Annotated in this window: 14 protein-coding genes; 6 read left to right on the top strand and 8 right to left on the bottom strand. The window is 71.2% G+C overall.

The genetic code is table 11. The features are described 5' to 3' along the window. Positions 1–59 precede the first annotated feature (59 nt). Together IR212_RS11330 and IR212_RS11325 are read left to right on the top strand one after the other, a co-directional pair. Positions 60–698: a response regulator transcription factor gene (locus IR212_RS11330; RefSeq protein ID WP_194396020.1), complete on the top strand. Its 639-nt coding sequence runs from the start codon at positions 60–62 to the stop codon at positions 696–698. A 266-nt stretch (positions 699–964) separates the two neighbouring features. Next, a complete protein-coding gene (locus IR212_RS11325) occupies positions 965–1852 on the top strand; it encodes an aminodeoxychorismate lyase (protein WP_194396019.1) in 888 nt (295 codons plus the stop codon). 44 nt (positions 1853–1896) lie between these two features. Here IR212_RS11325 and pstB read toward each other — a convergent pair whose 3' ends face one another. The 7 genes from pstB to IR212_RS11290 all read right to left on the bottom strand — a co-directional run bounded on the left by pstB (position 1897) and on the right by IR212_RS11290 (position 10012). After that, a complete protein-coding gene (gene pstB, locus IR212_RS11320) occupies positions 1897–2676 on the bottom strand; it encodes a phosphate ABC transporter ATP-binding protein PstB (RefSeq protein ID WP_194396018.1) in 780 nt (259 codons plus the stop codon). 34 nt (positions 2677–2710) lie between these two features. After that, the gene (gene pstA, locus IR212_RS11315; RefSeq protein WP_194396017.1) at positions 2711–3817 is read right to left on the bottom strand and encodes a phosphate ABC transporter permease PstA; all 1107 of its coding nucleotides are present in this window, start codon (positions 3815–3817) and stop codon (positions 2711–2713) included. A 2-nt stretch (positions 3818–3819) separates the two neighbouring features. Continuing rightward, positions 3820–4761: a phosphate ABC transporter permease subunit PstC gene (gene pstC, locus IR212_RS11310; RefSeq protein WP_194396016.1), complete on the bottom strand. Its 942-nt coding sequence runs from the start codon at positions 4759–4761 to the stop codon at positions 3820–3822. Between the two features lie 74 nt (positions 4762–4835). Continuing rightward, positions 4836–5945, bottom strand: coding sequence for a phosphate ABC transporter substrate-binding protein PstS (gene pstS, locus IR212_RS11305; protein WP_194396015.1), 1110 nt, complete (start codon positions 5943–5945; stop codon positions 4836–4838). A gap of 149 nt (positions 5946–6094) precedes the next feature. Next, positions 6095–7033, bottom strand: coding sequence for an NUDIX hydrolase (locus tag IR212_RS11300; protein WP_194396014.1), 939 nt, complete (start codon positions 7031–7033; stop codon positions 6095–6097). Beyond that, a complete protein-coding gene (locus tag IR212_RS11295) occupies positions 7030–9195 on the bottom strand; it encodes an RNA degradosome polyphosphate kinase (protein WP_194396013.1) in 2166 nt (721 codons plus the stop codon). Before IR212_RS11295 ends, IR212_RS11300 begins: the two co-directional genes overlap by 4 nt. Before the next feature lie 112 nt (positions 9196–9307). Further along, complete coding sequence (locus IR212_RS11290) at positions 9308–10012, bottom strand: response regulator transcription factor (RefSeq protein ID WP_194396012.1); 705 nt, start codon at positions 10010–10012, stop codon at positions 9308–9310. 134 nt (positions 10013–10146) lie between these two features. Here IR212_RS11290 and IR212_RS11285 point away from each other — a divergent pair, with 134 nt between their 5' ends. From IR212_RS11285 to IR212_RS11270, 4 genes are all read left to right on the top strand, one after another. After that, a complete protein-coding gene (locus IR212_RS11285) occupies positions 10147–10437 on the top strand; it encodes a hypothetical protein (protein WP_194396011.1) in 291 nt (96 codons plus the stop codon). Between the two features lie 135 nt (positions 10438–10572). Then, positions 10573–11175 (top strand): nitrobindin family protein, encoded by a 603-nt coding sequence (locus tag IR212_RS11280; protein ID WP_194396010.1) that lies wholly within the window; start codon positions 10573–10575, stop codon positions 11173–11175. A 9-nt stretch (positions 11176–11184) separates the two neighbouring features. Further along, positions 11185–12291 (top strand): CAF17-like 4Fe-4S cluster assembly/insertion protein YgfZ, encoded by a 1107-nt coding sequence (gene ygfZ, locus IR212_RS11275; RefSeq protein ID WP_194396009.1) that lies wholly within the window; start codon positions 11185–11187, stop codon positions 12289–12291. 9 nt (positions 12292–12300) lie between these two features. Next, positions 12301–13413, top strand: a complete 1113-nt coding sequence (locus IR212_RS11270; RefSeq protein WP_194396008.1) for an FUSC family protein — start codon at positions 12301–12303, stop codon at positions 13411–13413. A gap of 6 nt (positions 13414–13419) precedes the next feature. On the opposite strand, the gene IR212_RS11265 is transcribed toward IR212_RS11270, so the two are convergent. Further along, positions 13420–14238: a class I SAM-dependent methyltransferase gene (locus IR212_RS11265; RefSeq protein WP_194396007.1), complete on the bottom strand. Its 819-nt coding sequence runs from the start codon at positions 14236–14238 to the stop codon at positions 13420–13422. Positions 14239–14265 lie beyond the last annotated feature (27 nt).

The following is a 14265-nucleotide window of genomic DNA, read 5'->3' as shown; positions in this document are numbered from 1 at the left end:
CGCTGCGTGAGCGCGCAGTGCCGGAGCCGATGCTCATCGCGGCGAGTAGCCTGGACCGGATGAGCGATGCGTCCCGGGAATTCCACAAGCCCGTCCGACGACCGGCCGAGCTCTTCGACCGGCTGTTCTCCGCCGAGGATCCGGCCGAGGTGTCCCGCGTCGCCCACACCACCGCGCATGCGCTGCTCGCGCGCGTTCGCGCCGACGCCGACGGCGCGATCATCGACCGTCTGGTGGCGTTCACCGACGAGCACGGCATCGACGACATCGCCGAGCTCTGGTCGCGGTCGCCCGCCAAGACCCTGCCGGGCGCGCTGTGGCGGCTGTACCTGGTTCAGCTGATGATCCACGACGATCCGCGCACCGCCGCACTGCTGTACGAGCGGGGACGGGCCGAGCTGGCGTCGGCCGACGACGTCGTGGCCGGCGCGCCGTCACCGGCCGGACCGGAGGAGCTCGTCGCGCTCGTCGACACGATCCTGCGGGGACTGTTCGAAGGCGACTTCGCCGTCGCGCTCGACCGGGCGGCCGCGTTCTGCCGCGTTCAGGCATCCGGTGCCACGCACCTCGCCGACGACTACGAGGCCACCGAGCCCCAGCGCGCCTCCGCATTCACCACGCGGGCGCTGCGGCTCTCGGACTTCGCCGCAGAGCTGGCCGCGTGTGCGGCGCTGTGGCGGCGCGACGCCCTGACCTGAGGCATCCGCCCTCTTCACCTGCCTGGCGACGCCGCAACGTCGGAGATCGAGGCCACGTCGGGTGCCGACCCTCGATTCGGTCCGACCGCGCGGAGATCTCCGACCTGGTGGCGGCGGCCAGCGGCTGAGAAGTGCCGGGCCGCAGAACGCCTCTCGGCGCAAGGCCGCTCGCAGCGGCAGAAGATGGAGCCCGGGGTTACTGCGGCCCGGCCGATACAGTCTAACCGCAACCGGGAAGACGGTATTCCCCGGCCTAAGCTCTTGACATGGCCTGGCGCTTCGCCCTCGTGATCGACCCCGCGGCATCCGACGATCCCCGCACCGACTTCTCCGGCACCCTCACGCCGATCGACGTGACCGCGCCCGCGCTGAGCGTCGGCGAGATGAGCACGCAGCGCGGCGACGGCATCTTCGAGTCCATCGGCGTGGTCGATCGCCACGCCCAGGAGGTCGGGCCTCACCTCGAGCGTCTGGCGCACTCGGCGAGGCTCTGCGACCTTCCCGCGCCGCACCTCGAGCAGTGGCGGCAGGCGATCGCGGTCGCCGAGGAGCACTGCCCGCCCAGGGGCGAGGGGGTCATCAAGCTCATCCTCAGCCGGGGCGTCGAGCACGGACCGACGCCGACCGCGTGGGTGACGGCGGCGGAAGCCCCCGACAACTCCGCGGCGCGCGAGCGCGGCATCAAGGTCGTCACCCTCGACCGGGGGTACGGCATCGACACCCCCGCACGAGCGCCCTGGCTGCTGCTCGGCGCGAAGACGCTGTCGTACGCGGTGAACATGGCGGCGATCCGCGAGGCGAAGCGCCGCGGCGCCGACGACGCGGTCTTCGTCACGTCGGACGGCTTCGTGCTCGAGGCGCCGACGGCGTCGCTGATCCTGCGCATCGCCGGGCGCTTCGTGACTCCTGCACCCAACGGCGGGATCCTGCACGGCACGACGCAGCTGAGCCTGTTCGCCCACCTCGAGGAGCAGGGGGCCCAGACGGCGTACGAGACCATCCCCCTGTCGGCGCTGGCGCAGGCGGATGCCGCATGGCTGGTGTCGAGCGTGCGACTGGCCGCGCCCATCCGCGCGATCGACGGCCGCGAGCTCGCGGTCGACGGCGAGCTGACGGCATCCTTCAACGGCTACCTGCTGACGCCTCGGGACTAGTGCGGCGCGTCGCGCCGGCGAGCGGCGCGACGGCTGACTCCGACTCAGCCGAACCGGCCGGAGACGTAGTCCTCGGTCGCCTGCACGGATGGCGTGGTGAAGATGGTCCTCGTCTCGTCGTACTCGATGAGCTTGCCCGGCTTCCCGGTGCCGGCGATGTTGAAGAACGCCGTCTTGTCGCTGACCCGCGAGGCCTGCTGCATGTTGTGCGTGACGATGACGACGGTGTAGTCGTTCTTGAGCTCGCCGATCAGCTCCTCGATCGCGTACGTCGAGATCGGGTCGAGAGCCGAGCAGGGCTCGTCCATCAGGATGACCTCCGGCGACACGGCGATCGCGCGCGCGATGCACAGCCGCTGCTGCTGACCGCCGGAGAGTCCGGAGCCGGGCTTGTCGAGGCGGTCCTTGACCTCGTTCCAGAGGTTCGCGCCGCGAAGCGACTTCTCGACCAGGGCGTCGGCGTCGGACTTCGACATCTTCTTGTTGTTGAGCTTGACCCCGGCCAGCACGTTCTCCTTGATCGACATCGTCGGGAACGGGTTGGGGCGCTGGAACACCATGCCGACCTGGCGGCGCACCAGGACCGGGTCCACGTTGGGCGCATAGAGGTTGTCGCCGTCCAGCAGCACCTCGCCCTCGACGCGGGCACCGGGGATGACCTCGTGCATGCGGTTGAGGGTGCGCAGGAACGTCGACTTGCCGCAGCCGGATGGGCCGATGAAGGCCGTGACGCTGCGCGGCTCGATGTCGAGGGAGACGCCCTCGACAGCGAGGAAGTCGCCGTAGTAGACGTTCAGGTCGTTGACTTCGATGCTCTTGGACATGATTCGTGGCAGTGCTTTCGGGTGGGAGGGGGGCTCAGCGGCCGAGCTTGGGCGAGAACACCTTCGCGACGATGCGCGCGATGAGGTTCAGCAGCATCACGATGACGATCAGCACGAGCGCGGCGGCCCATGCGCGGTTGTGGTACGCCTCGACCGGGATGCCGGCGTTCATGTACTGCGTGTACACGAACACCGGAAGCGTCATCATCCGGCCCTCGAAGAGGTTGTAGTTCATCGAGGTCGCGACACCCGCGGTGAGGAGAAGGGGTGCGGTCTCGCCGATCACGCGCGAGATCGAGAGCATGACGCCGGTGGTGATGCCGGCGACCGACGTCGGCAGCACGACCTTCACGATCGTGCGCCACTTGGGAACACCGAGCGCGTACGAGGCCTCGCGCAGCTCGTTGGGCACGAGCCGCAGCATCTCCTCGGTGGAGCGGACCACCACGGGGATCATCAGCACCGACAGCGCGATCGACCCCATGATGCCCATGCGGATGCCGGGTCCGAAGAACAGGGCGAACACGGCGTACGCGAACAGGCCCGCGACGATCGAGGGGATGCCGGTCATGACGTCGACGAGGAAGGTGATGCCGCGACCCAGCCGGCTGCCCGCGCCGTACTCGACGAGGTAGATCGCGGTGAAGATGCCGATCGGGATCGAGATCACCGCGGCGGCCAGGGTGATCAGCAGCGTGCCGACGATCGCGTGCAGGGCGCCGCCGCCCTCGCCCACGACGTTGCGCATGGAGTTGGTGAAGAACTCCGCCGACAGGCCCGCGACGCCGTTCACGACCACGGTGATCGCCAGCGACACCAGCGGCACCATGGCCACGAGGAAGGCGATGGTCACGATGCCGGTCACCAGGCGGTCCACGCCCTTGCGGCGCCCCTCCACGAGCGAGGAGGTCGCGGTGATCAGCACGAGATAGACGAGCCCGGCCACGACCGCCCAGCCAGCGAGGCTGAAGTCCTCGCCGGAGCCGATGGCGAGGATGCCGAAGAGGACGGCGCTGATGGCGAGGCTGCCGGCGAGGATCGCCCACGGCGCCCACGCCGGCAGATGGCCGCTGGTCAGGCGAGGGGTCTCGCGCACGGGCGCCTGCTGCGGCGGCCGGGGAGGAGCGATGGTGGCGGTCATTGTCAGTTCGCTCCCGAGAATTCCTTGCGGCGGCTGACGATCCATCGAGCGATGGCGTTGACCGCGAAGGTGACGATGAAGAGGATGAGGCCCGTCGCGATCAGCACGTTGATGTTCGTGCCGTACGCCTCGGGGAAGGTCAGCGCGATGTTCGCGGGGATCGTGCTGGGGTTCTCGGACGTGAACAGCCGGAAGGTCACCACGCCGGTCGCCGAGAGCACCATGGCCACGGCCATCGTCTCGCCGAGGGCGCGGCCGAGGCCCAGCATCGAGGCCGACACGATGCCGCTCCGGCCGAACGGGAAGACGGCCATGCGGATCATCTCCCAGCGGGTGGCGCCGAGGGCCAGCGCGGCCTCCTCGTGGAGCACGGGCGTCTGCAGGAAGATCTCGCGGCAGATGGCCGTGATGATCGGCACCACCATCACGGCGAGCACGATCGCGGCGGTGAAGATGGTGCGTCCGGTGCTGGAGACGGTCCCGCCGAAGGGCGGGAACCAGCCCATGTGGGCGTTGAGCCACGCGTAGACCGGCTGGACGGCGGGCGCGAGGACCAGGATGCCCCACAGGCCGAAGACGACGGAGGGCACCGCGGCCAGGAGGTCCACGATGTAGCCGAGGCCCTGCGCGAGGCGGCGCGGGGCGTAGTGCGAGATGAAGAGCGCGACGGCCACCGCGAGGGGCACCGCCATGAGAAGTGCGAGGAACGAGGCCCAGACGGTCCCGAAGGCGAGGGGCCACACGTACTCCCAGAAGCTGCCGCTGAGGAGGCTCGCCGTCTCGCCCGTGGCCGTGAGCCCGGGGATGGACTGGATGACGAGGAAGATCGCCACGGCGGCCAGCGTCACCAGGATCATCACGCCGGCAGCCAGCGCCGTGCCCGAGAACCAGCGGTCTCCCCGCCGCTGTCTGACCCTGCCCGCGGGGGCGGTCGTCGTGGTCATGGTGTCCTTCTGGGTTCGGGGGTTCAGGGCGGGTGCCCGACCCGGGCTTGCGACCGGGCCGGGCAGCGAGGGTCCTACTCGACGACGATCAGCTCGATCGCCGCGTTCACCTGCTCGCGGAGCGCGTCGGAGATCGGGGCGTTGCCCGCGGCGGCCGCGGCCGCCTGCTGGCCCTCGGCGCTGGCGACGTACTCGAGGAAGCTCTTGACGATCGGGGCGACGGCCGCGTCGGCGTACTCCTGGCACGCGATCATGTAGCTCACCAGGACGATGGGGTAGACGCCGGCCTCGTCCGAGGTGCGCTGCAGCTCGATCGCGAGGTCCCCGTCGCCACGGCCCTCCTCCAGCGGCGACGCGTCGACGATCGCCGCGGCGGCCTCGGGCGAGTACTCGACGAACTCGTCGCCGACCTTCACGGCAGCGGTCGAGAGGCCCTCTTCGGCGGCGCGCGACGCGTCGGCGTAGCCGACCGCGCCGTTGCCGGCGGCAACGGCCGACACGACGCCCGAGGTGCCCTGCGCGGCCTCGCCGCTGGAGAGCGGCCATTCGCCGTCCGGCTCGCTCGTCCACACGTCCCCGGCCGCCTGGTACAGGTAGTCGGTGAAGTTCTCGGTGGTGCCGGAGTCGTCGGCGCGGTGCACCGGCGTGACGGCGAGGTCGGGAAGCGCCACGCCCTCGTTGAGGGCGGCGATGGCCGGGTCGTTCCAGTTGGTGATGGTGCCGGCGAACAGGCCCGCGATGGTGGGCGCGTCGAGATTGAGCGCATCCACGCCCTCGATGTTGAAGATGACCGCGATCGGCGAGATGTAGGTCGGCAGCTCGATGACGCCCGAGCCGTCGACGCAGGCTTCGAACGGACCGGCCTCGATCTCCTCGACGGTGAACGCGCGGTCAGAGCCCGCGAACGGGAAGGCTCCCGCCTGGAACGACTCACGGCCCGCGCCGGAACCCGAGGGGTCGTAGGTGATGGTCACGTCGGGGTTGGCGGTCTGGAAGCCCGCGGTCCACGCCTGGACCGCGACCTCCTGCGACGACGCGCCGCCGCCCGCGACTTCGCCGGAGAGGTCGGAGGTGGCGGCGCCGGCCGTGTCGGCGCCGGGGGCCTCGTTGGCGGCGCAGCCGGCAAGTGCGAGAGCCGCGACCGCGGCGACAGCGCCCACGCGGGCGATGCGGGAGATCTTCACTGTGTGAATCCTTCACGTGTCAGGGAGTTCAGGCCGGGTGGCCTTCGGGTGCGAACCCGGTGCGGGGTTCGCTCTGAAACGTAGGCTCGGACTCTTAAGAGACTGCGCTGCGCAGGTGAACGGAAGGTGAACGGGGGCAGGGGCCGGCGTCAGACCTTGGGCTCGTGGGTCTCGATCGCGACGATTCCCGAGCCGGGGTTGTCGACGGAGAGATGCGCAACCGAGAACGCGCCGGTCTCCAGCGCGGACGCGCTGCCGAGGTATGAGCCGCGCAGTGTGCCGGTCGCGAGCGCCAGTTCGCTGAGGATGTCGGGAAGCACCGGGCCGTGCGTGCAGAGCACGGCCGCTTTGCGGGCGCGCACGCGCTCGCCGATGACCCGGCGGGCGTCGGACCTGCCCTCCTCCCACGCGTCCTGGCTGATGAGCTTCGTGCGCTCGATCTCCCGGCCGAGCGCCGCCGCCAGCGGCTGGACGGTGTCGACGCAGCGGGTGGCGGGGCTGGAGATGATGCGCTTGACGCCGAACGCCTGCAGCGGCCCGACGATGGCGCTCGCCTGCCGGCGACCGCGGGACGACAGCGGGCGGGCGGCATCCTTCCCCTTCCAGTCCTCCCGGGCGACCGCCTTGGCGTGGCGCAGGGCGATGATGGGGAAGGTGCGCAGCACGCCCTCGTCGATCAGCCGGAGGAAGTTCTCCACGATCTCGCTGTCGACCGGGTAACTGAGGCGCTTCAGCGCCTTCTTGGGCGTCACCCACTCGAGTGCGGCGATCTCCTTGTTGGGCACGAATGCGGAGGCGCGGATCGCGGCCTCGGATGCCTCGGCGGCCCAGTAGTGCACGATCTTGGTGCGCTTGCTGGGAAGCCGGTAGCGCGAGACCCCGATCGTCACGCCGAGCGAGACGCGGATGCCGGTCTCCTCGTGGATCTCGCGGACCGCCGTCTCGGCGAGCATCTCACCGGGGTCGACCTTGCCCTTGGGCAGCGTGACGTCGCGATATTTGGTGCGATGGATGAGGAGGATGAGCACCTTCTCGTCGACGATGCGCCAGACCACCCCGCCGGCCGCGTAGATCGCGGTCTCGGTCATCGCACCGCCCGTGCGCGCCGGCGGCGCTGCACATTCGTCATGCGGCGATCCTGGATGTCCAGCAGGGGCTTGCCGTCGGCGTCGGTGTGGTGTCTCACCCATTCGCCGTCGGGACCGAGGTGCCACGAGCTGGTCGTGTCGCTCATCGCGAGGGTGAAGAGGTCGTTCATCTCCTTGACGTGCGCGGGAGCGGACACCCGCACCAGGGCCTCCACCCGGCGATCGAGGTTGCGGTGCATCATGTCGGCGCTGCCGATGTAGACGATGGGGTCGCCACCGTTGTGGAACGCGAAGATCCGGGAGTGCTCGAGGTAGCGGCCGAGGATCGAGCGCACCGTGATGTTCTCGCTGACACCCTCGACGCCGGGCTTGAGCGCGCAGATGCCGCGCACCCACACCTCGACCTTCACACCCGCCTGGCTGGCGCGATACAGCGCGTCGATGATCTGCTCGTCGACGATCGAGTTGACCTTGATGCGGACGCTCGCCGGCTTTCCGGCCTGCGCGTTGCGCCGCTCCTTGTCGATGAGGCGCAGCAGGCCCTTGCGCAGGTGCAGCGGCGCGACCAGCAGGCGCTTGAACTTCTTCTCGATGGCGTAGCCGCTGAGCTCGTTGAACAGGCGCGTGAGGTCACGGCCCACCTGATCGTCGGCCGTGAACAGGCCGTAGTCCTCGTAGATGCGGCTGGTCTTCGGGTTGTAGTTGCCGGTGCCGACGTGGCTGTAGCTGCGCAGCACGCCGTTCTCCTCGCGGATCACCAGGGCGAGCTTGCAGTGCGTCTTCAGCCCCACCAGCCCGTAGACGACGTGGACGCCGGCCTTCTCGAGCTTGCGCGCCCACACGATGTTGTTGGCCTCGTCGAACCGGGCCTTGATCTCGACGAGGGCCAGCACCTGCTTCCCGGCCTCGGCGGCGTCGATCAGCGCCTCGACGATCGGGCTGTCGCCCGAGGTGCGGTAGAGCGTCTGCTTGATGGCGAGCACATGCGGATCCTTGGCCGCCTGCTCGAGGAACGCCTGCACGCTCGTCGCGAACGACTCGTACGGGTGATGCACCAGCACATCGCCCTTGCGGATCGACGCGAAGACGTCGGGGCGCTCATTGTTGTCGCCGGGCTGGAAGGCCAGGGCCGTGGTCGGCACGTGGGGCTTGTAGTGCAGGTCGGGCCGGTCGATGCGCGACAGGTCGAACAGGCCGCGCAGATCGAGCGGGCCGGGCAGGCGGTAGACCTCCTGCTCGGTGATGTCGAGCTCCTTGATGAGCAGGTCGAGCGTCACGTCGTCCATGTCGTCGGTGATCTCGAGCCGGATCGGCGGGCCGAAGCGGCGACGCAGCAGCTCGGCCTCGAGGGCCTGGATGAGGTTCTCGGTCTCGTCCTCCTCGATGACGACGTCCTCATTGCGGGTCAGGCGGAAGGCGTGGTGGTCGAGCACCTCCATCCCCGGGAACAGGTCGTCGAGGTGGCTGGAGATGAGGTCCTCGAGCGGGAGGTAGCGCACGGTGCCGTCGACGGGCGGGAGCTCGACGAACCGCGGCAGCATCGGCGGCACCTTGAGGCGGGCGAACTCCTGGCGTCCGGTGCGGGCGCTGCGGATGCGGATCGCGAGGTTCAGGGAGAGGCCCGAGATGTAGGGGAAGGGGTGGGCGGGGTCGACGGCGAGGGGCATGAGCACCGGGAAGACCTGCGCCTGGAAGTAGTCGTAGAGCCGCGAGCGCTCGTCGGCGTCGAGCGTGTCGTACGAGACCACCTCGATCCCGGCCTCCGCCATGGCGGGCTTGACGTGATCGGTCCACGTGTCCGCGTGGCGCAGCTGCAGGCGATGGGCCTCGGCGGAGATGTCGGCCAGCACCTCGGCGGGGGATCGGCCGATGTTCGTCGGAACGGCGAGGCCGGTCACGATGCGGCGCTTCAAGCCAGCCACGCGGACCATGAAGAACTCGTCGAGGTTGCTCGCGAAGATCGCGAGGAAGTTCGCCCGCTCGAGCACGGGCAGGCGGGAATCCTCCGCCAGCTCGAGGACCCGCTGATTGAAGGCGAGCCAGCTGATCTCGCGATCCAGATACCGGTGATCGGGCAGCTGGGAGTCGAAGACCTCGTCGAGGTCGAAGTCGTCGTCGTCCGCATCGCCCAGCCCGGCGTCGAGCACCTCGGGTTCGATCATCCCCTCATCATTGCAGGGTCACGTGTCGAGAGTGTGAACGAGTCGGCGCCCGTGGACGGCGCCCGCGAGGACGGGAGCACGGATGCCGCAGCACCGGGTCGCGGCATCCGCCTCAGGCGTCGCTGCGCTCGCGCGGCGCGGGGGCGGGCTCGGGCTCGTCCTCGTAGACGTTGAAGCGGTACCCCACGTTGCGCACGGTGCCGATGAGCTGCTCCATGTCGCCGAGCTTGGCGCGCAGGCGCCGCACATGCACGTCGACGGTGCGGGTGCCGCCGAAGTAGTCGTACCCCCACACCTCGCTGAGCAGCTGCTCGCGCGTGAACACCCGCGAGGGGTGCGTGGCGAAGAAGTGGAGGAGCTGGAACTCCTTGTAGGTCAGGTCGAGCGCCCGCCCGTGCACCTTGGCGGAGTACGAGGACTCGTCGATCGTGATGCCGGAGGTCTGGATGCGCGTGGAGACCTGCTCGGCGGACTGCCGGCCCACGGCCAGCCGGATCCGCGCGTCGACCTCGGCCGGTCCGGCGGTGAAGAGGATGACGTCGTCCACGCCCCAGTCCGGCGAGACGGCGGTGAGGCCGCCTTCGGTCACGATGAGCAGGAGCGGCGCGTCCAGGCCCGTGGTGTTGAGGATCTTGCACAGCGACTTCGCGCCGACGAGGTCCACTCGCGCGTCGACGAAGATGATGTCGGCGCTCGGCGCATTGACGAGCTGGGCCGGCTCGGCGGGGATCTGCCGCACGCGGTGGCTCAGCAGTTCGAGCGAGGGCAGGACGGGACCGCCTCCGTGCGTGGAACTGAGAACCAGGAGCTGTGCCAATGGATCGCCTTCCCGGCGCGTGGGGGCGCGCCGCGAACCCCAGTGTAGGGCGTGGCGAAGGTGCGCTCCGATCGCATGACTCGCCCGCGCTCGTGCCGCGTGCGTCGCAGCGCCGCATGCGGGATGATGGAGCCGTGGCCATCCCCGACCTCGCACCTCGCCGCACGCTCGGCGGGATCATCGCCGTGTGGGTGCTCGCGGCGGTGATCGCGATCGTCATCGGCATCTTCGCCACGCCGGACTGGCGCGGAGCGTGGCTCGCGGTCGGACTGGGCGGATGCCTCATCGCGGCGTTCGCGATCCAGCTCTGGCCGGGCCGATCGCAGGGCTTCACCGAGCGGGTCGCGGCGAGCATGCTGGGCGCGGCTGTGGTCATGGGTGTCATCAGCCTGGGCTTCGGACTCGCTGCGCTGGTTGCCGGTTAGACTCTCCACCATGGATCTCGTCGCGCTCGAACTCTTCTATGTCGGCCTGCTCGGTCTGGCGTCGCTCGCGATCGTCTTCGTCTCCGCGGTCGTCCTGAAGAACCTGTACCGCGGCCAGCGCTGACGGGTTCCGTCGTGATCGACATCCCGACCGGCCTCCCCGCCGAGCTCGTGCCGCTGTCGTGGCTGATCGGCGTGTGGGAGGGCACCGGCGTCATCGATTACGCCGAGCATTCGCTCACCGGCGAGTTCACCCACCGCGTCAGCTTCAGCCATGACGGCGGCGACTACCTGAACTACTCGGCGGAGGCCTGGCTGCACGCCGCGGATGACTCCGAGGCGCGCACGCGCCTGGTCGCCGAGCTCGGCTACTGGCGACTGTCGCGGCCCGCGACCGACGCCGACGCGGGTCCGGGGCTGCTGCCGCCGACCGCCGCCCCGGCCGCCCGCAGCGCCGACGACATCGAGCGTCTGCGCAACGCCGAGGGGGGCTTTGACATCGAGGCCGCCCTCGTGCACGCCGACGGGGTGAGCGAGCTCTACCTCGGCCAGATCAAGGGCCCCCGCATCGACATCGCCACCGACGCCGTCGTGCGGCCGGCGGGGGCGAAGAACTACGCCGCCGCCACCCGGATGTACGGACTGGTGGACGGCCACCTGCTGTGGGCGTGGGACATCGCCGCGCTCGGCTACGAGCTCGCCGCCCACGCATCCGCGCGCCTGGCCCGCGTCGACTGAGGAGCACCCATGAGCAACGCGTTCGCCGAGGTCCCCGGGGCCGTCGTGGACGACAGCGGCCTCCAGCACGTCGGCAGCCCGCTGATCGAGCAGCGCCGGCTCGCGACCGGCGCCGCGGTCGCGCCGCGAGCGGACCGGTCGGTCATCGCCGTCCCCGGTGAGGACCGGCTGAGCTGGCTGGACTCGCTCTCGTCGCAGGCGCTGAACGGACTGCCGCCCGGCGTCGGCACCGAGCTGCTGATCCTCGACCCGCAGGGTCATGTCGAGCACGCGGCAGCCGTCGTCGACGACGGTCACACGACCTGGCTCATCGCTGATCGCGCCGACGCCGCCGGGCTGCTCGAGTGGCTGCGCAGGATGCGCTTCCGGCTGCGCGTGGACCCCCGGATCGCCGACGACGAGTACGCCGTGGTCGGCGCAGCAGCGTCGGCGCTCGAGCGCATCGTCCCGGCCTCGCCGTCCGGTGTGCCGCTGGTGTGGCGCGACCCCTGGCCGGGCGTGGCCGCCGGCGGGCACGCCTACTCGCTCGTCGACCCGCACCCGGGCGCAGGCTATGACTGGGCGGAGGCGATCGTCACGCGCGACGAGGAGCAGCGGATCGCGGATGCCGCGGCCCGCGGCGAGCTCGAGCTGGCCGGCCTCGCGGCGGTCGACGCGCTGCGCGTCGCGGCGTGGCGCCCGAGGTGGTCGGCCGAGGTCGACGAGAAGGTGCTCCCGCACGAGCTGGATTGGCTGCGCACCGCGGTGCACCTCGAGAAGGGCTGCTACCGCGGCCAGGAGACGATCGCCAAGGTGCACAACCTCGGGCACCCGCCGCGCCGGCTGGTGGCGCTGCAGCTCGACGGCTCCGGCAGCGTGCTGCCCGCCCACGCCGCCGCCGTCCGGCTCGGCGACACCGACGTGGGTGCGGTGACCTCGGCCGTGCTCCACTACGAGGAGGGCCCGATCGCGCTCGCCCTGGTGCGACGCACGACGCCGGTCGACGCCGCGCTCACTGTCGACACCTCGGACGGCCCGGTCGCCGCCGCGCAGGAGGTCGTGGTCCCGCCCGACGCCGGCGCCACCGCCCACGTGCCCAGGATCACGCGGCTCTCCCGCCGCGCCGCGGCGCAGTAGGCAGCCGCCGTGAGCGGCGACGGCGACACCGCCGCGATCACGCAGGCGGTGCCCACCGGCTGGCGCGCGCGGCTGAACCTGCGCCCGCGGTTCTCGCGCGTGCGCGGCTCGGCGCTGGCCATCGCGCAGATCACCGCGGCGGCGACCGCGGCATGGGCCTTCGCCCACTACGTCATCGGCCACCCCGCCCCGCTCCTCGCGGCCACCGTGACCATCTCCAGCCTCGGGCTGGTGCGGGACGCCCGCCCGAAGCGCGTGCTCGAGACGGTGATCGGCATGATCGTCGGCATCGTCGTCGCGGAGGCGTTCGTGGTCGTGGTGGGTCCCGGGTGGTGGCAGCTCGCGCTGGCACTCGGGGTGACACTGCTGGTCGCCCGCTTCCTCTCGCCGTATCCGCCGTTCGCGATCATGGCCGGCATCCAGGCGTCGATCGTGATGTCGCTGCCGGCGAGCCAGCCGTTCGCACGCGTCATCGACGGCATCGTCGGGGGCGTCGCCGCGCTCATCGTGACCGCCCTCATCCCGCGCAACCCGCGGCGGGAGGAGGCGCGCGACGGCCACGCGGTGTTCGCGGCGGCCGACTCGGCGGCCCGCACGATCGTGCAGGCGCTGCGCCGCGGCGACCCGATCCGCGCCGCGCGCGGCCTCGAGAAGGCACGCGGCATCGCTCCGCGCATCGACGACTGGCGGGCGTCGCTGGACTCGGGGCTCGCGGTGGCGGGCTTCTCGCCGTGGCTGCGCCCGCAGCGCGCGGAGCTGCGCCGGCACCACGCCGTGCTGCAGGCCATGGACTATGCCACCCGAAACCTCCGCGTCGTCGCCCGGCGGGCCGCCTACCTCTGCGAGGACGGCGCGCGCCGGCCCGTGCCGGCCGACATCCTCGCCGAGCTGATGCGCGGGGCGGCCCTGGTCGGCGAGAGCCTCGACGACATCTCGCTGCAGCCGGCCGCACGGGAGGCGGTCGCCGCCGTCGCGTCGCGGCTGGACCCCGCCCGCGTCCTCCCCGGCGCCACGCTGGGCGAGCAGAACCTCCTCACGGCGCTGCGTCCCCTCGCGGTCGACCTCCTCACCGCCACCGGGATGACGTCGGCCGACGCGCGGGCCGTGCTGCCGCGCGTATAGACGGCCTCAGCGCGGGGCCACGGCATCCCACGGCACGGTCGCCTCGCCGAGTCGCCACCGCGAGCGCTCCCGCACCGGCCAGCCGCCCTCGACGAGCGCCCCCAGCGCGGTGCGCCAGCGGTGCTCCGGACCGAACGGCGAGACGGCGGCCGCGCGTTCCCATTCGGCGTCGAGGGCCGCGAGGAACGCGTGCACGCGCTCGCCGGGCACGTTGTGGTGGATGAGCGCCTTGGGAAGCCGCTCCGCGGCGACGGACGGATGCTGCAGCCCCGCCAGCCGCAGCGACACGGTGAGGGTGCGCGGCACGGCGTCCGCGCCGACGGCGACCCACGTCGCGATGCGGCCGATCTCGTCGCAGGTGCCCTCCACGAGCAGCCCGCCGGGGGCCAGGCGCGCCGACATCGCCGTCCACGCCGCCTGGACCTCGGACTCGTCGTACTGCCGGAGCACATTGAAGGCGCGGATCACCGCCGCCCGCCGTGCGCCGGGAACCGGAACCTCGAACCCGCCGCGCGCGAAGGACACCCGGGCGTCCGGCGCGAAGGGCGTCCCGCCCGCGCGCACAGCCGCGAGCTGACGGCGCGCGCGGGCGACGCGCTCGGGGTCGATCTCGAGACCGAGGACCTCGACGTCGGGCCGAGCGCGAGCGAGGCGGGCGTGGAGCTCGAGCGCGGTCACGCCGCTCGCGCCGTACCCGAGGTCGACCACCAGGGGGTCGGCGCAGCGGCGCAGGGCGGGATGCCGGGCGATCCATCGGTCGACGCGCCGGAGCCGGTTGGTGCCGGTGGTGCCGCGCGTGATCTGCCCCACCGGTCCCCGCGCCATGCCCCCATGATGCCAGCGAGGTCCGAG

This window comes from Microbacterium atlanticum, from assembly GCF_015277815.1.
GTDB classification, from domain to species: domain Bacteria; phylum Actinomycetota; class Actinomycetes; order Actinomycetales; family Microbacteriaceae; genus Microbacterium; species Microbacterium atlanticum.
The sequence above is the reverse complement of the archived record's forward strand: the minus strand, read 5'-3'. Positions and strand labels throughout refer to the sequence as shown.